Source organism: Prochlorococcus marinus str. AS9601 (assembly GCF_000015645.1).
Lineage (GTDB): Bacteria > Cyanobacteriota > Cyanobacteriia > PCC-6307 > Cyanobiaceae > Prochlorococcus_A > Prochlorococcus_A marinus_O.
The window spans coordinates 614975-638037 of the sequence record NC_008816.1 but is presented as its reverse complement, the minus strand read 5'-3'; the positions used below and the strand labels follow the sequence as shown (position 1 = coordinate 638037).

At 31.6% G+C, this 23063-nt stretch carries 27 protein-coding genes and 1 tRNA gene; 17 read left to right on the top strand and 11 right to left on the bottom strand.

The genetic code is table 11. The features are described from left to right. Positions 1-17 precede the first annotated feature (17 nt). Entirely contained in the window at positions 18-713 is a 696-nt protein-coding gene (locus tag A9601_RS12615; RefSeq protein ID WP_011818165.1) for a class I SAM-dependent methyltransferase, read from the bottom strand. 134 nt (positions 714-847) lie between these two features. Between A9601_RS12615 and nrdJ the strand changes: the two genes are divergently transcribed. Both nrdJ and A9601_RS12605 read left to right on the top strand, forming a co-directional pair. Further along, positions 848-3181, top strand: a complete 2334-nt coding sequence (gene nrdJ / locus A9601_RS12610) for a ribonucleoside-triphosphate reductase, adenosylcobalamin-dependent (protein WP_011818164.1) — start codon at positions 848-850, stop codon at positions 3179-3181. An 88-nt stretch (positions 3182-3269) separates the two neighbouring features. Further along, positions 3270-3527: an RNA recognition motif-containing protein gene (locus A9601_RS12605; protein WP_011818163.1), complete on the top strand. Its 258-nt coding sequence runs from the start codon at positions 3270-3272 to the stop codon at positions 3525-3527. 5 nt (positions 3528-3532) lie between these two features. Here A9601_RS12605 and A9601_RS12600 read toward each other — a convergent pair whose 3' ends face one another. Next, entirely contained in the window at positions 3533-3727 is a 195-nt protein-coding gene (locus A9601_RS12600; RefSeq protein ID WP_011818162.1) for a hypothetical protein, read from the bottom strand. A 304-nt stretch (positions 3728-4031) separates the two neighbouring features. Here A9601_RS12600 and A9601_RS18310 point away from each other — a divergent pair, with 304 nt between their 5' ends. From A9601_RS18310 to A9601_RS12580, 6 genes are all read left to right on the top strand, one after another. After that, a complete protein-coding gene (locus A9601_RS18310) occupies positions 4032-4133 on the top strand; it encodes a DUF4278 domain-containing protein (protein ID WP_011862700.1) in 102 nt (33 codons plus the stop codon). 134 nt (positions 4134-4267) lie between these two features. Then, the gene (locus A9601_RS18570) at positions 4268-4417 is read left to right on the top strand and encodes a hypothetical protein (protein WP_011818161.1); all 150 of its coding nucleotides are present in this window, start codon (positions 4268-4270) and stop codon (positions 4415-4417) included. Between the two features lie 194 nt (positions 4418-4611). After that, positions 4612-4698, top strand: a tRNA-Ser gene (locus tag A9601_RS12595). A gap of 73 nt (positions 4699-4771) precedes the next feature. Next, positions 4772-4972, top strand: a complete 201-nt coding sequence (locus tag A9601_RS12590) for a hypothetical protein (RefSeq protein ID WP_011818160.1) — start codon at positions 4772-4774, stop codon at positions 4970-4972. A gap of 51 nt (positions 4973-5023) precedes the next feature. Beyond that, on the top strand, positions 5024-5608 hold the full coding sequence (locus A9601_RS12585) for a hypothetical protein (RefSeq protein WP_011818159.1): 585 nt from the start codon (positions 5024-5026) through the stop codon (positions 5606-5608). A gap of 7 nt (positions 5609-5615) precedes the next feature. After that, positions 5616-5945, top strand: coding sequence for a hypothetical protein (locus A9601_RS12580; protein WP_011818158.1), 330 nt, complete (start codon positions 5616-5618; stop codon positions 5943-5945). A gap of 27 nt (positions 5946-5972) precedes the next feature. On the opposite strand, the gene A9601_RS12575 is transcribed toward A9601_RS12580, so the two are convergent. Then, positions 5973-6407 carry a Tic20 family protein gene (locus tag A9601_RS12575; protein WP_011818157.1) on the bottom strand — a complete coding sequence of 145 codons (435 nt, stop codon included), beginning with the start codon at positions 6405-6407 and terminating at the stop codon, positions 5973-5975. Positions 6408-6540: 133 nt separating this feature from the next. Here A9601_RS12575 and gloA point away from each other — a divergent pair, with 133 nt between their 5' ends. From gloA to A9601_RS12560, 3 genes are all read left to right on the top strand, one after another. Next, complete coding sequence (gene gloA / locus A9601_RS12570) at positions 6541-6930, top strand: lactoylglutathione lyase (RefSeq protein ID WP_011818156.1); 390 nt, start codon at positions 6541-6543, stop codon at positions 6928-6930. A 265-nt stretch (positions 6931-7195) separates the two neighbouring features. Beyond that, complete coding sequence (locus tag A9601_RS12565; RefSeq protein ID WP_011818155.1) at positions 7196-7693, top strand: VHS domain-containing protein; 498 nt, start codon at positions 7196-7198, stop codon at positions 7691-7693. 2 nt (positions 7694-7695) lie between these two features. Beyond that, positions 7696-8088 carry a hypothetical protein gene (locus A9601_RS12560; RefSeq protein ID WP_011818154.1) on the top strand — a complete coding sequence of 131 codons (393 nt, stop codon included), beginning with the start codon at positions 7696-7698 and terminating at the stop codon, positions 8086-8088. Positions 8089-8090: 2 nt separating this feature from the next. Here the strand turns inward: A9601_RS12560 and A9601_RS12555 are convergent, their stop codons facing one another. Beyond that, positions 8091-8564: a pentapeptide repeat-containing protein gene (locus tag A9601_RS12555; RefSeq protein WP_011818153.1), complete on the bottom strand. Its 474-nt coding sequence runs from the start codon at positions 8562-8564 to the stop codon at positions 8091-8093. Positions 8565-8670: 106 nt separating this feature from the next. Here A9601_RS12555 and A9601_RS12550 point away from each other — a divergent pair, with 106 nt between their 5' ends. Further along, positions 8671-10311 (top strand): GMC oxidoreductase, encoded by a 1641-nt coding sequence (locus A9601_RS12550; RefSeq protein ID WP_011818152.1) that lies wholly within the window; start codon positions 8671-8673, stop codon positions 10309-10311. Here the strand turns inward: A9601_RS12550 and A9601_RS12545 are convergent. Beyond that, on the bottom strand, positions 10298-10555 hold the full coding sequence (locus A9601_RS12545) for a DUF2811 domain-containing protein (protein WP_011818151.1): 258 nt from the start codon (positions 10553-10555) through the stop codon (positions 10298-10300). The two genes, A9601_RS12550 and A9601_RS12545, sit on opposite strands and share 14 nt — an antisense overlap. Positions 10556-10937: 382 nt before the next feature. Next, the gene (locus A9601_RS12540) at positions 10938-12068 is read right to left on the bottom strand and encodes a sirohydrochlorin chelatase (RefSeq protein WP_144039678.1); all 1131 of its coding nucleotides are present in this window, start codon (positions 12066-12068) and stop codon (positions 10938-10940) included. A gap of 41 nt (positions 12069-12109) precedes the next feature. Here A9601_RS12540 and A9601_RS12535 point away from each other — a divergent pair, with 41 nt between their 5' ends. Next, a complete protein-coding gene (locus tag A9601_RS12535; RefSeq protein ID WP_011818149.1) occupies positions 12110-13384 on the top strand; it encodes an FAD-binding protein in 1275 nt (424 codons plus the stop codon). Between the two features lie 30 nt (positions 13385-13414). After that, positions 13415-14980: a SulP family inorganic anion transporter gene (locus tag A9601_RS12530; RefSeq protein ID WP_011818148.1), complete on the top strand. Its 1566-nt coding sequence runs from the start codon at positions 13415-13417 to the stop codon at positions 14978-14980. A gap of 6 nt (positions 14981-14986) precedes the next feature. On the opposite strand, the gene A9601_RS12525 is transcribed toward A9601_RS12530, so the two are convergent. The 4 genes from A9601_RS12525 to A9601_RS12510 all read right to left on the bottom strand — a co-directional run bounded on the left by A9601_RS12525 (position 14987) and on the right by A9601_RS12510 (position 19550). Then, positions 14987-15877: a homoserine O-succinyltransferase gene (locus tag A9601_RS12525; RefSeq protein WP_011818147.1), complete on the bottom strand. Its 891-nt coding sequence runs from the start codon at positions 15875-15877 to the stop codon at positions 14987-14989. Between the two features lie 13 nt (positions 15878-15890). After that, the gene (locus tag A9601_RS12520; protein ID WP_011818146.1) at positions 15891-17219 is read right to left on the bottom strand and encodes an O-acetylhomoserine aminocarboxypropyltransferase/cysteine synthase family protein; all 1329 of its coding nucleotides are present in this window, start codon (positions 17217-17219) and stop codon (positions 15891-15893) included. A 71-nt stretch (positions 17220-17290) separates the two neighbouring features. Next, positions 17291-17950, bottom strand: a complete 660-nt coding sequence (locus A9601_RS12515; RefSeq protein WP_011818145.1) for a hypothetical protein — start codon at positions 17948-17950, stop codon at positions 17291-17293. A gap of 91 nt (positions 17951-18041) precedes the next feature. Further along, on the bottom strand, positions 18042-19550 hold the full coding sequence (locus A9601_RS12510; RefSeq protein WP_011818144.1) for a hypothetical protein: 1509 nt from the start codon (positions 19548-19550) through the stop codon (positions 18042-18044). Positions 19551-19713: 163 nt separating this feature from the next. Here A9601_RS12510 and stpA point away from each other — a divergent pair, with 163 nt between their 5' ends. Further along, a complete protein-coding gene (gene stpA / locus A9601_RS12505; protein WP_011818143.1) occupies positions 19714-20934 on the top strand; it encodes a glucosylglycerol 3-phosphatase in 1221 nt (406 codons plus the stop codon). Positions 20935-20974: 40 nt separating this feature from the next. Next, entirely contained in the window at positions 20975-21907 is a 933-nt protein-coding gene (gene arsS, locus A9601_RS12500; protein WP_011818142.1) for an arsenosugar biosynthesis radical SAM (seleno)protein ArsS, read from the top strand. 6 nt (positions 21908-21913) lie between these two features. Here arsS and A9601_RS12495 read toward each other — a convergent pair whose 3' ends face one another. Further along, on the bottom strand, positions 21914-22366 hold the full coding sequence (locus A9601_RS12495; RefSeq protein ID WP_011818141.1) for a Fur family transcriptional regulator: 453 nt from the start codon (positions 22364-22366) through the stop codon (positions 21914-21916). Positions 22367-22486: 120 nt separating this feature from the next. Here A9601_RS12495 and A9601_RS12490 point away from each other — a divergent pair, with 120 nt between their 5' ends. Further along, entirely contained in the window at positions 22487-23053 is a 567-nt protein-coding gene (locus A9601_RS12490; protein WP_011818140.1) for a hydrolase, read from the top strand. Positions 23054-23063 lie beyond the last annotated feature (10 nt).

Sequence of the window (23063 nt, the reverse complement as noted above, 5' to 3'; positions counted from 1 at the left end):
GGCCTTTCACTTAGTTCTTAAACATTACCATAGACTATTAAATAATTTTCACCTTCCTCAAACACATCTAAAGAGGATAGATCATTCTCTAAGATGAATTTTTTTAACTCTTTAAAAGTATAAGAAGCTCTTAAAGAGGCATAATAATCATTAGTTAAAATCTCATTATATTTAGTTGAACATTGTGCTTTGAGTTCTAAAGCAGACTTTTCATCTAATGGCCTTTTTAAGTCCTTGTGAAAATTTACAGTAATATTACTAGATAAAATTCTTATTGTGTTGAAGAAATCTTCAAGATTGGTAATGTGATGAATCAAACTGTTGCTTACAAGCAAACTAATTCTTTTTTTAAATAAAAAATTATTTGATTTAATATCCTTGATGTCAGAACAAATGTAGCGTAAATTTTTTAATTTTTTTTGATTATTAGAAATACTTTTATTATATTCTGCTCTCAAAATCATCTCTTTAGAACCATCTATTCCTACTACTGCAGTATTAGGCCATTTTATTGCTAACTTCTCAGAAATATTTCCTGGGCCACATCCTAAATCAACTATTAAATCTTTTTCACCTAAAGAAATATTTTTTTTCAAAAGATATTGATTTATTTGATTAATTAGATTAACTTCCCCTTCTGAAAAATCAGCTTCGTCATAAGAAATGACCTGCTCTTTTTCTTCCATTAATTCAGGTTCGGGGACTCTTTCCATATCCTTTCTTGAAACAAAGATTTCATATTAAACATAATTCTACACAAACCGTTAAATAGTGGTAAGAATAGTTGCAGACGCCACAGGTAGAGTTATTCTTCCAGTACGGGTTATTTACATACGTTTTTTTTATCGTGACTGTTGCACCAAATAAAGCTTCTTCAGAGAGCAATTCCAATAATCTTAAAAAAGATGACTTTCCAAAGACTGCGCCAGCTGCTTACCCAGTTTTTTTCAGATCTTATAGTAGAAAAACTTCATCTGGCAAAAGGGAGAACTGGAGCGAAGTAGGCGAAAGGAATTTATCGGGATTAAAAGAATTAGGAAAACTTTCTGAAGAAGAATTAATCCTAATGAGAGAGATGCAAAGTAACCAAAAAGCTCAACCTTCAGGAAGATGGTTATGGATAGGCGGAACCCCTTGGATTAATAAGAACCAAAATTTCTCAGGAGCATACAACTGCACCTCAACAAACTTAATCGATTGGGAAGCCTTCGCATTAATGATGGACTTAGCAATGATGGGATGTGGAACAGGTGCAATAATTGAGCCTCATTTTATAAATAATCTACCTACGGTAATTAACAAAATAAACATTAAATCAGTCAGTGAAGTTGGAATAACTCCTAAAGATCAAAGAGAAGAAAAGTCATCATTAGAAATTAAAGGAAAAGATCTTCATATCAAAGTTGGAGATAGCAGAAGAGGATGGGTAGATAGCTATAAATATCTTCTTGAGGCATCAAGTAACGAGAGTCTTGAAAGAGAAATTGATGTTTATATTGATTTGGAAGATATTAGGCCTGCGGGAGAATCATTAAAAGGTTTTGGTGGTATGGCAAATCCTATCAAATTGAAAGATCTTTACTCTAGAGTCGCATCACTTCTTGGAAAGGCAATTGGTAGGAAATTAAGTACAGTAGAGTGTTGTTTATTAATTGATGAAGCTGCAGTAACCATAGTTGCTGGGAATATTAGAAGAAGTGCTGGAATGAGACAATTTGCTTCAAATGATAGGGAAGCCGCATCTGCAAAAGAAAATTTATGGAGTCAAGATGAGAATGGTAATTGGAGAATAGATCCTGAAAAAGATGCCCTCAGAATGGCCAATCATACTAGGGTTTACCATACAAAACCCACTTACCAAACTGTTTTGGATGCAGTAACAAAACAATTCCATTCAGGTGAGGGAGCCATTCAATTTGCACCAGAAGCAATAGCAAGGTCAAATGCGGATATTCTCAAAGATGATGAATTGAGAAAGGAATTTATTGAAATCTACTCAGAACAAGGCAAGGATGAAGCGAGAAATTGGATAAATAGTAGTTATGGTCCTTTTTCAGAAGAAGAGTTAGACCACAGGATGAGTCGATATGGACTTAACCCTTGTGGGGAGATCTTGGGAAATGATTTCCATTGCAATTTGGCTGAAGTTCATTTAAATCAGATTGATCCAGAAAATTTTGAAGAGCAAAAAAAAGCTTTTAAAGCAGCCGCTCTTTCTGTAGCATGCTTACTTAATCATGAATTTGAAGTTGAGCGTTACAGAAAAAGTAGGGAATATGATCCTATCGTAGGAGTAAGTTTCACTGGATTATTTGATTTTTGTGTCCATGCTTTTGGGACGCCATGGTTGAAATGGTGGGAAGCAGGAAGGCCAAATAGCGAAGAAGGGAAGGCCTTCAAAGAAAAGGAAGCTAAATTCTTAGATTCTTGGAGAAAAATAGTAAAAGAAACTGTATGGGAATATTGTGATAAGCACAATCTAAGGAGACCAAATAGATGCACAACAGTTCAGCCAGCTGGAACTAAAAGTCTTCTTACTGGAGCAGCTCCAGGTTGGCATCCTCCAAAGGCTCAAAGATTCATAAGAAGAATAACTTTCAGGAAAAATGACCCAATTGCTTTAGCTTGCATGGATTATGGTTACTCAGTTGTTCCATCTCAATCTGATAAAGATGAAAATGGTTGCTTGCTCGATAATCCATTTGATCCAAGATGTACAGAATGGTTAGTTGAAATCCCTACAGAAGTTAGTTGGGCAAATATAGACGGCGCAGACCAAATAGACATCAATAATTTCTCAGCATTAGCTCAATTTGATTTTTACATGCAAGTGCAGAAATTTTACACAGAGCATAATACCTCTGCAACCGTAGAATTTAGAGAAAATGAAATCGAGGATTTAGCTAAGGCTATTCATAATGCAATAGAAAATAATGAGGGATATATTTCAGCAGCATTGCTGGCTAGATTTAGTGCTAACGCTACTTTCCCGAGATTACCCTTTGAACCAATAAGTAAGGAGGAATATATATCATTGCAGAATAAAGTAATAGAAAGGAAAGTAAATAACGATTTCTTTGACGCTCTTAATAAATATGATATTGGAGAACTATCTGAAGCAGGACCAGCAGGTTGTGATTCAGATAAGTGCTTGCTTCCTCTTGCTAAACCAAAAGATTAAATTTTGAATAATTTGTAAATAAAAAATATAAATTAGTTTTTAAAAATTTAATTTATGGCTACCTCTTAAATAGGGACATAAATTATTTATGACATTAAGCTTAAATATTGGGAACTTGTTTAATGATTCCTCCAGTCATGCATTGGTGGATGAGTTAAGAAAAAGAACATCAGAAGAGGATATCTTAGATTTTGAGGAAAAATTTAACTCCAAAAACGAAAAAAATCTACACGTATATATATGTAGATTTCTAAAAAATAGATCAATATCCAGAGGGGTAGCCTCTAGATGGTTAATAACCATAATTGAAAACAAAGCATCAAAAATTGATGCATTGCAAAAATAAAATATTTAGGTCAGCCCTGATAGTTTCCATAGAGCAATTCCAAAAATTGAGAATCCCATAATAAAAGTAAAAGCCAAAGCATTTACCAATTGGACCTTATCATTCATTCTGTTTGCGAATGGTAATAATTGAGCAAATAATGGAGTCTCTTCAACTATTGCAGATTTTTTTACTGTAGGTTTTTTGCTTCTAGAAAACATAAAACAAATTTTATAATCTTAAGAATTTTACATTTAAAAGTTCATTAAATAAAAAATACTTCTCAAAAACGAACAAAATGTAACCTGTGAGAAATTAAGCTGGGATTATAATAAATATTTTTATCAGAAACCTAATCTATGATTAATATATTAAGTTTATTTATTAAAAACCTAGACAAATAATTTTAATGGATGTTATTATAAATTTGTAGCAACCGCTACCAAAACGTTCAACTTGCGTATAGCAAGCCGCAAATCGACTTAAGCCATGGAACGGGGACTTAAGCGAAACCGGAGCTAAAAAATGACTCTAATTTACAGAGGACAAAAGTACGTCCAGAACAAAGAAGCAGCTAAAAAGCAGCACAATGAACTAACTTATAGAGGAAAAGCTTACACAAGCTAGTTTTATTTAACCATTAAAAAAAAAGCCACTTTCAGTGGCTTTTTTTTTATCCATTCTTAGACTAAACAATAACTTAATACTTCTCACAAGCATTAAAATAATATGATTCAATTGCATTTATATATTAGATAACAATGGCAGACCAAAAACCTTTATTTAAAGCACCATATGACATAAAAGATGTTAGTGCTCTTTTCGCCATAGTTGCCTTCGTTTTAATAATCGCTGCCATAGTTGGGAATAACTTATTTGGTTTATTTCAACAAAATGTCAACTTTGGGTGATTTTTTTTGTGGCCTAAATTTTTGGACTAAATGTGACCAATAATTGACTGTTATAACGACTTAACCCGTCATTTTTAAATAAAATTCCTCTTTCAGACAAGTTTCTTGAAATAAATTTTTAATCTTTGAATTTATAGACTATGACTAATTTCTTATGTTATAGTTTTGAAGTTCAACAAAACTGAATAGCCTCTGGAGGGGTGGTCGAGTGGTTTAAGGCTCTAGTCTTGAAAACTAGCGTGTCTGCAAGGGCACCGTGGGTTCGAATCCCACCCCCTCCGTTCAAATAAAAAGAACCGAATAATATAAACGCCTTTTCGAAACGTTCTTGTTATTATAAATTTTATTTAGATTATGAGTAAAGGGTTTGCCACAGATAATTTAATATCCAAAAAATCGAAAAAAAAAGTTATTTCAAATGAACCGCAAGGAAGATTAATATCTTGGTCTCCTTGGCCACCTGCTAATTTTCAAACACGATATCCTGCTTTCCCTTTTGTTCTTACAATATTGATTATAGTAATAGGCCAATGGTACCTTTCTCTACTCAAGTGAACCGAAACTGTTTTTTTTTAAATTAGGATGAATTAAGTTTGAGAGTTTATTTTGTTTTTTTCAATTTTATTATTTGCCCACTTTCAAGCAGCAATCATCCCAATATTATTAGGTATTAGATCGAACAATAAATTCAAACATATAAGCAAGAGCAAATTAATACCTTTCGGTTTTATTTTTTTAGGATTGGCATCGATTTCTGAAATCATAGATCATACTCAAACATCTTGGATTTATGTAGATCACTCCTCATTATTTAATTGGTTATTCTATTCTTTCCTATCTTTAGGTCTAACATGTTTATCAATATCAGTTATAAAAAATAAATTTATTCAAAAAACTAATTTTTGCATTTCTTTATGTTCAATAATCTCATATTTTTTATTTGATAAAACTATTGCTCTCCTTTTTCAAGTAATAATAAGTATCCTTCTAATCATTAATTGGCAAAGAGTTTTTAAAGATTGGCTTTTTATTCTTTACCCAATATTTGGTATTATTTTTACGACTTTCTTTGGCACAAGGCTCTCAATTAGTGGCGATCAATTTTGGCATGTTTTAATAGGCCCATCTGGAACAATTAGCGTTCTTACCTTTTATTTAGTATTAAAGAGATCGGATAAAAAATTTACTTAAGATTCTTATGAAAATATTTGTATTTGTAAGTTTTATAATGTGCTTAGTCACAATAATCTCTCCAGGTGAAATCTTTGCTGATACGGCACTTGATGTTTACATGAATGATTTTTATTCTAAATCGAATGAAGCTAGCCAGATTCTTAAAGAAATCGAAAATAGTTTAAAAGAGGGATCAAGAAAAAAAGTATGCTCTAGGCAAAGAGAGGCTGCAAGATTAGCTCTATTAGCTAATAAATCATTAATTAAAGCCTTTGAAATAGAGGGGACTAATCCGCCAATGCAAGCAATAAAGGCAAGTCAGCAAAGATGGGAATCTATTCTGAATGAGTGCTGAAGAAAGTCAGTAAATCTATAAATCTTTTTAGATTTGCATTCTTACAGATTTACTAATTAAGGGAATTTCAGGTTCAACTCCATAAATACATTGAGAAATGGAATAAATAAAAATACATAGTGTAAATATAAAAATTATTGAGCCTAATTCAACTATTGGAAATATTCTCAAGAGATATGAAATTATTATTAAAGCAATATCGATAAGTAATGCTTGGCATGCGTTATATCTAACGAAATAGGGAACATTTGGATTCCTTGCTAATCCAGCAAACAAAATTATAAATAATAAAAAACTACCAAAAGGCAAAGATTTTTCAATTATGGCTATCGGGAAAGTTAGTAATAATAGTATTTTTAAAAATGAATATTTATAGAACAAGTAATATCCAAAAGGTATTGATGCCTTTAATGGCAAAGTATACAAAAATACTGATGAGAGTCTCTGGAATATCTGATTCAATATGCTGTTGAAATTAAGTACTAATACCTTATCTTAATTTATTTTAACTTTATTTAAAAATTAGCATCAAAAATCTCAACTTTTGCAGATGGTTAATAAATATTAGATAATTGATTAAGGTTCATAATTCAAAATGCGTATATTACATACAATGCTGAGAGTTGGAGACTTAGATAAATCCATCGACTTCTATGTCAATAGATTAGGCATGAATTTATTAAGAAAAAAGGATTACCCTCATGGAAAGTTCACTTTGGCATTTGTTGGTTATGGCTCAGAAAAAGAAAACTCAGTAATTGAATTAACTTATAACTGGGACAAAAAGTCTGAAGACTATGAGCTTGGAGATAAATATGGTCACATAGCTATTGGAGTAAAAGATATTCATCTTATTTGCCAAGGATTAGAAAATAATGGTTGCAAAATAACAACCAAACCTAAAACAATGAAAAATAGTACTACTGTCTTGGCTTTTGTTGAGGATCCTGATGGTTATAAAATTGAACTTATTGAAAGAGATTAAAAGCTCAGAAGTCTTTAATTAAATAAACAAATAACCCAAATTTAAAAAGTTTGAATAGTCTAATATATAGTTTTCATTTAACAAAAAATATCTCTAAGTTCATATTGAATAGATTCTGCAGTTTCAATTCTTTTAAAAGATTATTTCTAAGATGAGGAATTATTAAAGATAACATTAGAAAATTATTTAATCTATATTAAGTCTATATAGAATACATAGACAATCTATTCAGATTTATATATCATAGAATTATCGCATAAAGCTTATGCCTAGTAATTGGTCAAAAATAAGAGATGAATGGCTTGATAGAACTGCTGTTGCGAAAGATGATGCTAAATGGGCATTAGAAGCTTTAATTAATTCTGAAGAAGAGTTATTTGAAATAGAGCAGAAAATAAAGAATAAAGAGGACGCTATAAGCCAAGTAAAATTTTTGAAGAAAAAAGTTAAAGAAACTATTTCCTCTAAAGAAATTAGTCTCGATGATATTGCATTAAATACTTCAAATTCAAACAAAGTACAGATCTCAGTACCATCAAACCTTACTTATCTTTTGAAAGTTTGGGCCGCAGCAGAAGGAAGAGATCTATCAAGTGTTGCTTTTCAATGTTTAGAAACTGGTATAAGGGAAATGAAAAGCAAAGGTTCAATACCTTCAGTAGCAGTAAATAGATATGACTCGGCCTGTCAAAAGAGGATTGCACTAGCAGAAGTAAACAATCTATTGGAGAAATACGAATTAGCTCAGGATGAAATCAAATAATTATGAATAACAGAAAAATCATTAAAGGATACAAAACATTAATATCATCAAGATTTAATGTAGATACTTCTGAAGATAAATTCAAAGATGGAATAATTTATACTCTTTATTCTGATGAATTTAATTCACTTAAAGTTGGTTTTGCTGAAAATGATAAGGTTCTAGAAAAAAAATTATCAAGTGAAGCATTGATATTACTGGATATGAAAAAAGGCAAAAAGAAAGATCTATGTTTATTAGTAACCACTCTAAAAGAACTTGGCATAAAATATTCAGACAATTTTTATTTCAAATACTCAGGTTCTTTAATGAAACATTTATCTACTTTAGGTTGGCCTGTTGGAAGATCACTTTATAAACAAAGAAAGATTAAAAAAGAACTTGTATGTGCATAAATTTAAATGTAATCACACTCTAAAGTTTCTCTAGTTTCTCTATTTGTAATTGGATTAGTTCCAGTGGCACTCTCACAAAATTTCCTAATAATATCTTTTGGCAAAAAAACATTTGTGAAGTCTGCGCCTTGTATCTTTACATTTTCAAACTGTGTACTATAAGCAAATGAATCCTCTAAGTTAGTATTTGATAAATCTGTTCCATCTAAAATAGCCGAGTCTAAAGTTACTTCTCTTAAATTGGAGTTACTTAAATTAGTATCTTTCAATTTTGCTCCATAAAGAGTAGCATTTTGAAGCTCACAATCTGATAAATTTGCATCTTGTAAATCAGTCAAATAGAAAGTTGCTCCTTTTAAATCAGATCCAGAAAAATCAGCTCCAATTAAGGATTGTTTACCATAATCCAATGCAGCGAAGCTTCTAGAAGGGAGAGTTAAAACAATCATTAAAACAGTTAAAATTATAAATCTCATTTTTTGAGTAGTATTTCAATAAATTCTAACTTCTTAAGCTGAAATCTAAAAATTAATTATTTACTGAATGCTATATTTATTGAAATAACAAATCACGAACTAGGTTTTGGATATAAGTCCTTATGATGCAATTGTTGTTGGTTCTGGAGCTACAGGAGGAATAGCAGCACTTACATTGGCAGAACAAGGAATCAAAGTTTTAGTAATAGAAGCAGGGCCTCAAGTTAAAAGGCATGAAGCTAGTAATGATGAGCCAAAAAGTACATTCAAAAGATTATCAGGAGTTTTAACAAAAAAACATGCCAATCAATGCCAACATCCTGGTTATTGGAAAAATAATCCTGACTTATATTCAAATGAATTGAAGCATCCTTATGACTTCCCAACAAAAAAGCCATTTCTTTGGACCCAAGGTAAACAATATGGGGGGAGATCATTAACTTGGGGAGGCATAACATTAAGACTTTCCTCAGAAGACTTTCATCCTGCTAAAAAAGACGGATTCGGACCAAACTGGCCTATTTCATACGATGAACTATCCCCTCACTATGATTTCATTGAAAATTTTTGCGGCATCTATGGACGAAAAGATGACATTAAAGAAGTCCCAAACGGTAAATATATTGGAGAAATACCTCTTACAGAAAACGAAAATGTTTTTGGTAACAAAGTAAAATCAAAATTAAACTATCCATTTATCCAATCAAGAGGATTTGACCGTAATTCATCAGTAAAAGAAAAAAAATGGCCAAAGTCCTCTAGCTTAGGAAGCTCTTTAAAAAAAGCTTTAGATACTGGAAATGTACAAATAATCTCTAATTACCTAGTGGAGTCTTTTGAGATTAACAAGGCAACAGAGCTTGCCTCAAAACTAACGATCGTAAACCTAGAAAATGGACAAAAAGAAGTCTTGAATTGTGATTTAATTTTTCTCTGCGCGTCAACAATTTCAACACTCAGAATACTACTAAACTCAGAATATAAAACAAATTCCTCAGGGTTTAAAGATAATTCTGGGAAATTAGGCAAATACCTCATGGATCACATATCTATCTGTAGATTTTTTTCAGTCCCAAAAACAAAAAACTCAGATAAACCAGTAGATAATCCACCCGATCTTTCTGGAGCAGGCAGCTTCTTTATTCCATTTGGTTCAAATTTACCAGAAATTGACGACATAAATTTCCATAGAGGTTATGGAATCTGGGGGGCAATTGATCGATTAGGGATTCCTAAATTTTTGCAAAAAGACACAAACACATCCATTGGCTTTCTTATCGCCCATGGCGAAGTCCTTCCTAGAGAGAAAAACTCAGTTTCTCTCTCACGAAAAACAGATGAATGGGGTATCCCAATTCCCTTCATTGAATTCGAATGGAGCAAAAATGAATTAAATATGGCTAAACATATGGAAAACACAATACGTAAATCAATCACAGCTGCTAATGGAGAAATAAAAAATATTAATGAACTAATTAATATCCCATTAGGGAGTCTATTTACAAAAAATTTGATCGCACTTTCAGATAGTCCTCCTCCTCCTGGATATTACATTCATGAAGTAGGGGGGGCACCAATGGGGATAGATGAAGAAAATAGCGTAGTTGATAAATTTAATAGATTATGGAGATGCAAGAATGTACTTGTATTAGATGGAGCATGCTGGCCCACATCATCTTGGCAAAGCCCTACACTTACGATGATGGCCTTGAGTAGAAGAGCCTGCTTAAATATTAAAAAGACTTAGATGGTGTAAATAATTGATTTAAATAAATTTCTGAGACAGCATTATCTGTACATCCGTTTTGAACGAAAAAAGTAGCTAATGCTGAATTTATAAGCTTATATTGATCCCAAGTTGGGTTACTTAATACAAAATCTTTCATAGTGTCATAAAGAGTTTCTGAAAGCTCTGTTTCTAAAGAGACTTTATTTGGAGAGCACTCGACAAGTTTCTTGTCAGTTAAATTTGACTGGCTGATTTGATCCATAGATTTATATTCTTCTGCATAACTATAATGATATTTATTTCTAAAAAAATCAAAAAAAATCTGCATTTAAACTTTTCAATTTATCAAATGAGACTCATGTTATAAGTTAGTTTTTAAAAAACTTACTTTTAAAAAAAGGAAATTGAATAAATCTTAAAGAAAAGTCAATAATAATGTTGATGTCCTGTTTTTTTTGAAAAATACTGGCATTTCTAATTCAATGTGGATTTGGACGTGGAAAACAACCTTTAAATTGTGGAAAATCTAGTCCAAAATACTTTCAAGAATTTATATTAAGAATACTTATATATACTGAGTCTATTAAGACTAAGTCGAGAAAGAGACAGGTGATTAATCGATTTTCAACGGATTTTCTTAAGATTTAGTCTTTATTAGGCAAGCGAAGCGTGACAGGTCCTAAAGGGTGTTTTGAATTTGGATAAATACTATGGTGATGGTGATGGTGATCATGTTCATGTTGATGAGCCTCCACATGTTCATGTTCCAAGTAATCTCCTCCTCCTGAGTTTGATTTTTCTTGGTTATGAGTTGGTATTTGATTTTGTATTTCACAAGCACCATTACATTCAGGATCACATAAATCACAACTGATACCCAAGCCCTCTACATGGTCATGATGACTTTCTTGTACCATTCCAACTTCTTTTTCAAAGCCAAATAAATTTGACCTATATTTACAGGTTGAGCAATTCATAAAATTATTACCTTCGTTATTAAGAATCTCTTCAATCCTTTCTACAAAAGTGTCGACCACATAAGACTGTGACGAAAGATATTTTGCATGTATAAATGAAATATTTGGATTATTAATAGCAACTAAATCACTTTGCCTTTTTATTCTTGTGACAAGGACACCTGAGAAAAGGAAATAAGGGAAAATAATTATATTTTTATAACCAAGTCTCGCAACATTTTTCAAGCCAGGTTCAACTAGAGGGAAAGTTACCCCAGAAAAAACTGTTTCCCCCCACCCTAAACCAATACCTTCTACGATCATTCTCGTAATTTTTGAAACATTGGAATTCGCATCTGGGTCAGAAGAGCCTCTACCAACAACAACTAATAATGATTCTTCAGGTTTAAGTGTATTATTTTGTTTAAATACATCTTTAACTCTTTCACAAGCTGCACTAATCATTAAATTATTAATACCTAATTCTCTTCCATAAATTATTTCAATACCTGTTTTACTTGAATAATTCATAAGCAAGCTAGGTATATCATTTTTCACATGGCCAGCAGCGAAAAGCATTGCGGGTATTGCAATTACTTTTTTTATAGAAAGATCTCTTAATTTGTCTAGAGCATCAACAAGTGAAGGTTTAGCGAATTCCAAGAAACCATATTCAACCAAATAGTTTGGATATCTTTTTTGGATAAACTGAGTTAATTCTTGAAATTCAGTAATGGCTAGTTTATTTCTACTGCCGTGTCCACAGATAAGTATCGCGACTTGATTATTTAACTTCGAATCTAAATTATCCAAAATCAAGTTATTACTTATACCATAATAGTAAAGAACAATATCATGTAGTGAAAAATAATAGTTTGCTTGAAGTTCCAAATATCAACTCAAAAGATGCAAAATTAAAGAAATTAATTTATGACGTTGATGAGTCCTTATTTTATGAGGATAACTATTCTAATGAAGAATTCGAGCACCTTTGCGTATGCAGTGGAGGTACAACCTCTAGCTGTGCAAAAAATGGTTTTACAACTCTTGATCTAAGAAAAAATTACAACAAAATTCACCTAGATAGAAAAACCAATTTAGTGACAATTGGAGGTGGAGTAATAATGGGGGATCTAGTAAATCATTTACAAAAACATAATCGAAGTTTTCCAATCGGACTTTCTAAACTTCCTGGAGCAGGCTATATACTCACTGGTGGAGTAAGCCCGCTCAGTAGAGCCTACGGATTAGCTATTGATAATATTGAATCAATAAAAGGTTTCTTGGGAAATGGCACATTTATCTCTTTAAAAAAAAATCAAATAAATCCAGAAGAACAATTGATTTGGGAAGCAATTAAAGGCGCAGCACCCTTCTTTTCAATTATTACTGAAATAGAACTTAAGACTATCCAATCTAATCCAATCAAGGTTATTGAAGGATTTGTAAATCCAAATGAACTTTCAGAAATAATAAAACTATCAGAGGAATTTCCAGAAAATATTAGTCTTCAATGGATTTATGCCCAAAAAATTTATATATATATTTTTGCTGAGCTTAATAATTTAGAGGATAAAAGAACAGAAGAAAACTTAATGCTTCTAGACAAATTTCCTACTCTTGAAAAACAATTTTATGAAAACTTTAACAAAATTAATTTTTTCCCAAAGGAATTGAATTTATATGAGCTGAATGCAAATAACCATTCTGAGGTAATTAGTCTTCTTGGAGAAGATTTAAAAAATGATATTCCAATTTTTATAAAATGTTTGAGTGAAATAATGGAAAATAAACCTAATAATTCCTGTTATATTGCTTCTCAACAATTAGGTGGCAAAACTAAAAAGTTAAATCATGGAGCAAGCTTTTTTGTTCATAGAAAAAGTACTTGGAAACCATGGATATATGCATCATGGAAAAAAAATGATCTTCAAGAAAAAGAAGTCGCTCTGGAATGGATTTATAAATCATGGAGCAAGCTAAAAAGGTTTTATCCAAATATTCACTTAGCCCAATTGCATAATCATTTGAATTCTCATGAAGAAGAAATTACATTAGCCTTTGGAAATAGAATGAACGAATTAAAAACTTTAAAGAATATTTTTGACCCACAAGGTATTTTGCCTCCTCTATGAGGTAACTTTTTAATTATAAAGAAACTTAAAATGTCAAATTTCTCAAGATATTTATCTAAAAATTGGTTAGATGATCCAAAGTCAAATATTCTCTCTGGCTTAGTTGTAGCTTTTGCAATGATCCCAGAAGCAATTGCTTTTTCAGGTATAGCTGGTGTAGATCCTAAAGTTGGCCTTTTTGGTGCATTTTGCCTATCTATAACGATTGCCATTGTTGGAGGTAGAAGGGGGATGATCACTTCAGCCACAGGTTCAACAGCTCTTTTAATGACTGGACTTGTTGCTTATGGAGAATCACAAGCTCCTGGATTAGGAGTCCCATATCTCATTGCAGCTGGAATATTAACTGGAATTTTCCAAATTCTTTGGGGATACTTAAGGCTTGCCTACCAAATGCGATTCGTTCCAACAGGAGTATTAAGTGGATTTGTAAATGCATTGGCACTTTTAATATTTCAAGCACAACTACCTCAGTTAGGAATAGGGATTAAAGAATCAAAAGAATTAGTTGAACAAACTATCAGTCAATATCCAATTAACTCTCAGATTCCAGTAGTTTGGATTCTTGTAATCCTAGGATTAGTAATTATCTATGGACTTCCAAAAATCACAAAAGTAGTACCATCGCAACTTATCGCAATAGTAGTAATTACTCTTATAAGCATATTTTTTAATCTAGATGTCCCAACAGTTAGCGATTTGGGTAAATTACCTGATGGATTGCCAAGTATTTCTCTTCCTTTTGGATCAATAGAAAATGGGAAAGTACCTTTTAGTCTTGAAACATTAGGGATAATTTTACCGACTTCACTTGCAATATCTCTCGTAGGTTTAATGGAAACCTTTTTAACTCAAGACATTTTAGACGATGTAACTGATACAAGTTCTAATAAAAATAAAGAAGCAAGAGGACAGGGAATCGCAAATATTGTGGCATCCTTATTTGGTGGAATGGCAGGATGTGCCTTAGTTGGGCAATCTGTAATGAATACTGAGAATGGTGGTAAATCTAGATTATCAACCCTCTCCTCAGGTATATCTCTACTAATTATGATTATCCTCTTGAAGTCTTGGATTGGAGCAATCCCAATGGCGGCTTTAGTAGCAATCATGATAACGATTGCAATAAGTACAGCAGATATAAATGGATTAAAAAATATTAGAAAGATACCTAAAAGCGATACTGCAGTCATGCTTATGACTTTCTCAGTTACTATGCTTACAAAACCTCATAATCTTGCGCTTGGAGTTATTGCAGGAGTTGCATTAGCTGCAATTCTTTTCAGCAGAAAAGTTGCAAAAGTTATAACTGTCTCAGGAGCAAAAGAAAATAATTTAACTACCTATAAAGTAAAAGGACAATTATTTTTTGTAAGTAAAATTTATTTTTTACAAGGATTTGATATTCATGAACATCCAGAAAATATTGTAATTGACATGTCTTTAGCTCATATTTGGGATCAAAGTGGCGTTGTTGCTCTTGAGCAAATTATTAGAAAATTCCAGAATGGTGGATCTAAAGTTGAAATTGTAGGATTAAATAAAGAAAGTCTTAACCTATTTGAAAGACTAGGTGGTATTGAAAGCGCTCATTGAAAAAAGTTAATTAAGACTAACTTGTTGATAACAAAACCAAAGCCATTGCTGAAAAAGTAAATTCCTATGAGATCTCCAAGCGGTTTTTGAACTATATAGATCAAAATTTTCAGGTGGAGGAACATCTCCCTTTTCTTTGTCTCTTTCAATTTCACTAATAATTCTATGCACCGTATACTCAGGATGACCTAAATGCATAAGTTGTTTTTGATCATTAGATTCAAATATTGTATATCCAACGTTTTCTCCATATGCCAACAAATTCAATTTCCCTTCTTTTTGGGCCTTCTCCATTTCCAAATCTGGTAATCCAGCAAATCTACTTTGAGGACAAATAAATTCATCATCTTGTGTACCCATCAAAGGGTGTCCAGGAACAAGACTTTTTAAAGGGAATACCCCAAATAATTTCCTATCAAAAACTTGCTTATCAACCCCTGCCAAATAAGCCAGAGCAAAGCCAGCCCAACATAATCCAAGAGTACTCGCACAAGAATTTCTGGCTTCATTTACAATTTTCACAAATTCATCCCAATACTTAACCTCCTCAAAGGCTAGGTGCTCAATAGGTGCTCCAGTAATAATGATTCCATCTAACGGTTTTGGATTATTTGCTTCTTCCCAAGTTATGTATAGATTATTTAGATGATTAAGATCCCATGTTTTATAAGAGTGAGTCTTAAGCTTTATCCAAACTGGCTCAATTTGAAGAGGAGATAAACCAAGTGGATGTAGTAAGTTAAATTCATACTGTTTGCCAAGAGGCATGATATTTAAAATACCAATCCTAAGAGGACGTATATCCTGTCTTTTTGCCAATTCTGGTTCGATCCAAGATATATGATTTTTCTCGACATCACTAATCTTGTGATAGTTACTAGGAATTATTAAAGCCAATAAATCTCCTTTCCTATGTGATTTTTGAAAGTGCTTGTTCGAAATCTGCTTTTATATCATCAATATGTTCGATTCCTACAGAAACTCTTACCATTGTAGGAGTCACACCTGCAGATAATTGTTCTTCTTCAGATAATTGCTGATGAGTTGTTGAAGCAGGATGAATTACTAATGTTTTTGAATCACCCACGTTAGCAAGGTGGCTCGCCAATTTTAAGGAATCAATAAATCTTACTGCATTTTCATAACCCCCATTTAGGGAGAACATAAGCATGCAACCCATTCCCCTTCCAGTAGTATATTTTTTGGCACTAGAGTAATATGGGTCAGATTCTAGGCCAGGATAATTAACACTACTTACATTAGAATTAGTATCTAACCATTTTGCTAATTCAAGAGCATTAGAAGTTTGTCTTTCTATTCTTAAACTTAGAGTTTCCAAACCCTGCAATAGCAAGAAAGAATTAAAAGGACTTTGAGCTGACCCCCAGTCTCTGAGGCATTCAAGTCTTGCTCTTAAAGCAAAAGCTATATTCCTGTTATCAGGTACTCCCAAAGATTTGCAGATATCACTACCGAATCCAAAAGCGTCCCAATGAACGAGCCCATGATAAGCAGCGCTTGGCTCACTCATTAGTGGGAATTTACCATTTCCCCAATCAAAGGTTCCGGCATCAACAATAACCCCACCGATGCTTGTTCCATGTCCACCGATCCATTTAGTTGCACTTTCCACAACAACATCCGCTCCAAAATCAATTGGTCTTATTAAAGCACCACCAGCACCAAGGGTATTATCCACTATTAGAGGAATTCCATTTTCCTTCGCTAAAGCAGAGAGTCCCTCAAAATCTGGAATGTTGAACCTAGGATTTCCCATTGATTCAACATATATTGCTTTGGTTTTATCATCAATTTTATTTCTAAAACTATCGATACTATCACCATCAGCAAATTTAACTTCTATTCCTAATCTTGGAAATTGTACTTTAAATTGATTGTAGGTCCCACCATATAAAAAAGATGTAGAGACAAAATTATCCCCTGCTGTCATGCAGTTCACGATTGCCAGGAATTGAGCAGCTTGACCTGAGGATGTTGCGAGTGCTGCCATACCTCCCTCCAAAGCTGCCATCCTTTTTTCGAAGACATCTGTGGTGGGATTCATAAGTCGAGTATAAATATTTCCAAATTCTTTTAATCCAAAAAGGTTAGCTCCATGCTCTGCATTATCAAAGACATAGGAACTAGTTTGATAAATGGGTACTGCTCTAGAATTTGTAGTTGGATCAGGAACTTGGCCTGCATGTAGCTGAAGTGTCTCGAACTTTTGGTTGCTCAAAATTTTTAAATAATCCTATTATCTATTTAACTTAGAAAAGTCCCAAAAAAAAACAAAAAAAAGATAAATATTTATAAATCCTTTTTTAATGAGGGGTAATTATCTTTCATATATGTACTCAAATCCTCTGTTATCGCAGATCTGAGTTTCTCAATATTTGCAGAATCAATTATTGGAAAAGTTTTATTAGCCTCAGGATCTTTTTCAGTAATTGATTTCCAATTCTTACCAACATCTTTTTCAGAGTTGTTAAGAACCTCATCAAAATTGAAACACTTATCATTGTTCTTAGCATCAAATTCGCTAAAAGCTTTATTTATAAGCTCTTTTCTATTTTCATATAGATTCTTAGCTTTTAAAGTATCTGGAAGACCCAAAACTGGTTGTAATTCCTCAAGAAGTTTTATTTCCTCTTCAATTAAGAGTGTCCAAACACCATATTTATTTTTTGGAAGATTAGAATTACTAAAAATATTAATTTCATCAAGGTAAAAATTTAACCATAGATAATAAGATTTTTCTTCAATAGTTTTTTTAACGGATATCTTTTTATTTTGGATCTTTGGGAGTAACTTTTCTGCCTGCTTTAAAAACTGTCTGTCTTCTCTTTCTAAATTTATTAATCCCCATCTTTGGCTGTAGTCCCATAAATCTTCGTATCTTGTTAAGTCTTCTTGATTCCAACCAAGAGCTTTAAGTTCATGAGAACGATGAGTTAATTCCTTTTTCAAAAAAAACCTTTTAAACCATAATAATTCTAACCCTGCAATCAAGATTAGTAAATAAATTAAAACTTTGCTTTCTAGCAAATTAGAAAAATAATCAATTATTAAAATATTTATTAATAATTTTCAATACTTTAATATAACTAGGATTTTTTTTAGAAATTTGATTACTGTCTTCATTTGTTTTAAGGGCATTTTGCTCTTTTTCAATAAATAATTTCTTATAAAAGTTTTCAATATCATCAAAAAGATAATCTCCTTTTAATTTTTCATTTAGTTCGAAAGATAATTCGGATTTCACAGATTCTTGGCAAAAATTAGTGATTTCTTCTGAACTAATTAAAACATTATAAATTTCTTTTTTCTCTTCTGAATTAGCATTAAAGCATAAATAAATCAGATTAATCATTGAACAATTGTTATTTTTAATTTTGAATTCCTTATAAATGTCTGGCCAAAATTTTAAAGATTTTAGACCTTCTAAACCTCCTTGACTGAGAGAGTATTTATTACACCAATTTACAAATTCTGAGACATCTTTTGGACATCTGTTGAGTTGCAAAAGCATATCTGATAAAACTTGTCCTGCTTGAAAATTCCGTGTTGGTTTCCCTTCAGTTGGTAGAGTCATACTCCCTAAAACATCAGCCTTAACAGCATTTAATTGAGAAAAAGTATAATCTCCTTTTTCAAAAAATTTATCATTAATTATTTCCCTTGCACTAATTATTTCTTCACCATAACCAAGTTCTTTTAATGAAAGATATTTATTCTCTAATTTATTTTCTTTTCTAACTTTTATTGATACTGATGCGGCCTGATCTAAACATTGAGTTAACAAAATCGTATTAATGGTAGGCAGCATTCCTGGCTTATCGGAATGAAAGTTATTTACAAAACCTGCAAATATTGATGATATATTTTTTATAGACTTTATATATTGACATTCAATATTGTGAACTCCAGGAGAAACTTGAATTTTCGGTGATAATTGATTCAAAATGCGTGCTCCTATTAATGCTGTTAGCGCATCAGGATGGCAGAAATTTGCAGTAAAACTATCATTAGGATTTCGTAAAGCTCCGTGACGATGAAATCCTGTAAAAAAGGCTAAATTTGGATATTTATTGCAAAGAATAAAAGGGTTTTTATTTTTATTATCAATACAAAAAGAACCGACTAGGCAACCAAGAACCACATTTTCTCTTTTTAAATTTTTTCTTAGTTCTAAAGCATTTTTAACATCATCTTGTATGTGATTACTATTTGAAGCAAGAATAACTATCTCACATTTCAAGAGGAGATCTTTTAGATCAAAAGACTTTATTTTTCCCTCTGAATAATAATTTCCCATTCTCTTAATCTTTTCAATAATCTCATTATCCATATCAGAAATAACATCATTTGAGAAAGCACCTAACAAATCTCTATCTTCCCTAGGAGCCAAGAGAATATTATTTGATTTTCCATGCATAGCACAGTTGTATGCTAGTGATGCAGGATATAAACCAACACTGTAAAATCCAACTTTGCTATTCTTTATATCATTAATTAATGAATAAAAATATTTTTCATCTTTGATGTTTTCTACGAAATTATTCTTCATTTTTGGAAACTCTCGATAATTTTTTTAATTTCTTTTCACATATCAACATTTTTCTACATTAAAGCAATTTTTGACCATAGCAAATTATTTATTGAAAATATTGAGTTTTTTAATTTATAATTTCTGAGAAAGTGGAAACTAAAAGAAAAAAATAATTATAAATATGGAATATATGGCAAGTAATTTAAATGAACAAAAACAATTAATTTATTCTAAAAATATTTTATTTATTCAAGACATTGACGGAGTTTGTATCCCTTTAGTTAAAGATCCAATGACTAGAGAACTAGAATCAAAATATATCTATGCAGTTAAAGAATTTGCCGAGGAATTCTTTGTATTAACTTGCGGGGAACATGAAGGTCCAAGAGGAGTCAACAGAATAATAGAGAGGAGTTTAAGGAGCACCACTGAGCCTAAAAACAAAGAACTATATTTAAGAGGTTTAGCTGCCTGTGGAGTAGAGTATCAAGACAGTAATGGTGAAATAAGTTTTGAAGGAGTCTCAGAAAAAGAACTAAGTTTTTTATCTAAAGTACCTAGTTTAATAAGACCAAAATTTAATTATATAGTTAAGAACATTTTTCCTGAACTTAGCCAAAAGGATATCAATTTTCACGCAGTAAAATCAATATGTGAAACACGCTTCTCGCCAACGATTAATTTCAATAGTCTATTTGATTTAGTTCATGAAGATTCTGATAAAAGAAAGCTTATTCAAATTAGTTTTGAAAAAATGATGAATGAAATCATTTTAAAAGCTGAATCCGAAGGCCTCAAAAACTCATTTTTCCTTCATATTTCACCAAATTTAGGTAATAAAAATGGTAGAGAAACAATTAAACTTTCTTCTCAAGATGATATCGGATCAACAGACATACAATTACTTATTAAAGGAGCAGTTAAAGATTCTGGAGTTTTATTTCTTTTAAATAGATTTATTGCGGATAAAACTGGTAAAGCTCCTTTTGGAAGAAATTTTAATTTTAGAGACTCTCCAAGTTCTATTGCGGGAAAAATTGATTTATGCAAAAGAACTATTCAAACAGAAAACATGCCTTTGATTGTAGGAGTTGGTGACACAATAACATCAAAAAAAAATAATGGTGAAAATAGTTATTCAAGAGGAGGAAGTGACAGATCTTTTTTAGAATTTATACAAATATTAGGGGATGAATTTGGTATTAATAATAAAATAATTTTTGTAGATAGTAGTTCTGGTGAAGTTGAAAGACCCTCTACAAAAAAAACTGGTTTAAAAGGGATCAGTGATCTTTATGACAACTTAAAGTTTGACTTGGTTTTTCAAAATGGTCCCAAAGAATATATAAGTTGGTTTATTGAACTTGCTAATAAGAGATCAAACTTTAAAAAAAGTAGTTGACTTTTGAATTTTCAAATGACAATTTATAAATAATAGATTTATGAAAGAAAAATTCCCCTCAATATATAAAGAACCTATAGAAACATTGCAAATCAATATAGGTTATAAATGCAATCAGGCTTGTAAGCATTGTCATGTTAATTCAAGTCCTCTGAGGACTGAAAAGATGTCCAATGAAATAATATCTCTCATTCCAAAAATAATTGATAAGTACAAAATCAAGACTTTAGATATAACAGGTGGCGCGCCAGAACTTCACCCAGAATTTAAAAACCTAATAGCTAGTTTGAGCACAAAACAAGTTGATATTATTGATAGATGCAATTTAACAATTTTCTTTGAAGAAGGTTATGAAGATCTTCCTCAATTTCTTGCAAAGAATAAAGTAATAGTCACTGCTTCGCTGCCGTGTTATGAAAAAAATAATGTTGAGATTCAAAGGGGTCTTGGGGTTTTTGAAAAAAGTATTAATGCTATAAAAATTCTTAATAATTTAGGCTATGGAAAGAAAGAAACTGGATTGCAATTAAATCTTGTTTACAATCCTGTAAGCCCTATTCTTCCTCCTTCTCAGGAAATATTGGAAAAAAATTATAAAAAAATACTATTCGAAAAATATAATATTGTTTTTAATAATTTATACACAATAACTAATATGCCAATAAATAGATATGAAGAATCTCTAAGAAGAGAAGGGAAACTAAATACTTATTACAAATTACTAAAAGAAAATTTTAATGAAAATAATTTAGAAAATCTTATGTGTAAAAAAACTATTAGCGTAAATTGGTTAGGAGAAATTTATGATTGTGACTTTAACCAACAGATCAATTTCCGAGAAAATAAAGGGCCAAAGACACTTTTTGATCTATTGGATGAATCATTTACTTTTGACTACGGGGTAGCTGTTAAAGAGCATTGTTTTGCTTGCACTGCAGGTGCAGGGTCAAGTTGTGGAGGGACTTTAAGTTAAAACCTACTAAATGCAATTAGGACAAATAGCTCTTACATTTAAAGAGGATTCAATTAGTTTAAAACCATTAACTTTAGCTGCGACTTTGCCTGCCTCTAAAACTTCGTCATTTTCGAATTCTTCTGTTCTTCCACACCTAATGCAAATCAAATGATGATGATCCGGTGTGTCGTTACTAAGCAATTCATATCTGTGTCCACCTTCACTAAGTTCTAATTCATGAAGCAAACCCATTTGTACTAAAAGTCTTAAAGTTCTATAAATTGTTGCTAGTGAAACTTTGGAGCTTGTTTTAACTAACTTTTCATGAACCTCTTCAGCACTAAGATGCTTTCCAGAGCCAATATTTTCAAATAAATTAAGAACCTTTAACCTCTGAGGAGTTAACCTCTTCCCATCTTTATGTAAGCCGTCTCCTAGAGGAGATGTAATGACATTGTATTGAGAGGATAATGACAACAATTAACCCACGGCTATTCTCAATAATAACTCTAGATGAGATTAAAACAACTTTATGATTTAAAATGTTTACTAAAGTTGTTCAAAATACTATGTTGAATATATCTTTAAATACAAATAATGAAGGGGCATGAAAAATCTTCTGACAAACTATCACCAAAAGTGAATGCTTTACTAATCATAGATGTTCAGGAAAAAATTATAAGAGCAATATTTAACAAAGATTCAATAACCAAAAACATCAAAAAGCTAATAGATGCCTACCAAATTTTAGAAGAAAACATTTTTTTATCTGAACAGAACCCATTCAAATTGGGTGCAACGGTACCTGAATTGTTGCCCAAAAATGGATTTAAAAAAATTGAGAAAATGGATTTTAGCTTAGCTAACATACAAGAATTTTTAGAAGAACTTAAAAATAAGAAAATTACAAATTTGATAGTTTGTGGTATCGAAACGCATATTTGTATTCAACAAACAGCCTTAGATTGTTTAGAAAAAGGATTTGAAGTTATTCTCGTATCAGATGCTATGAGCAGTCGAAATAGGGTAGATCATGAAATAGCATTGCAGAGAATGATTCAGAAGGGAGCGATCTTAACAACTACTGAATCAATAATTTTTGAATTATGCAAAACTGCGGATAGAAAAGAATTTAAAGAAATTAGAAATATAATAATTAGATAAAGAGAAAACA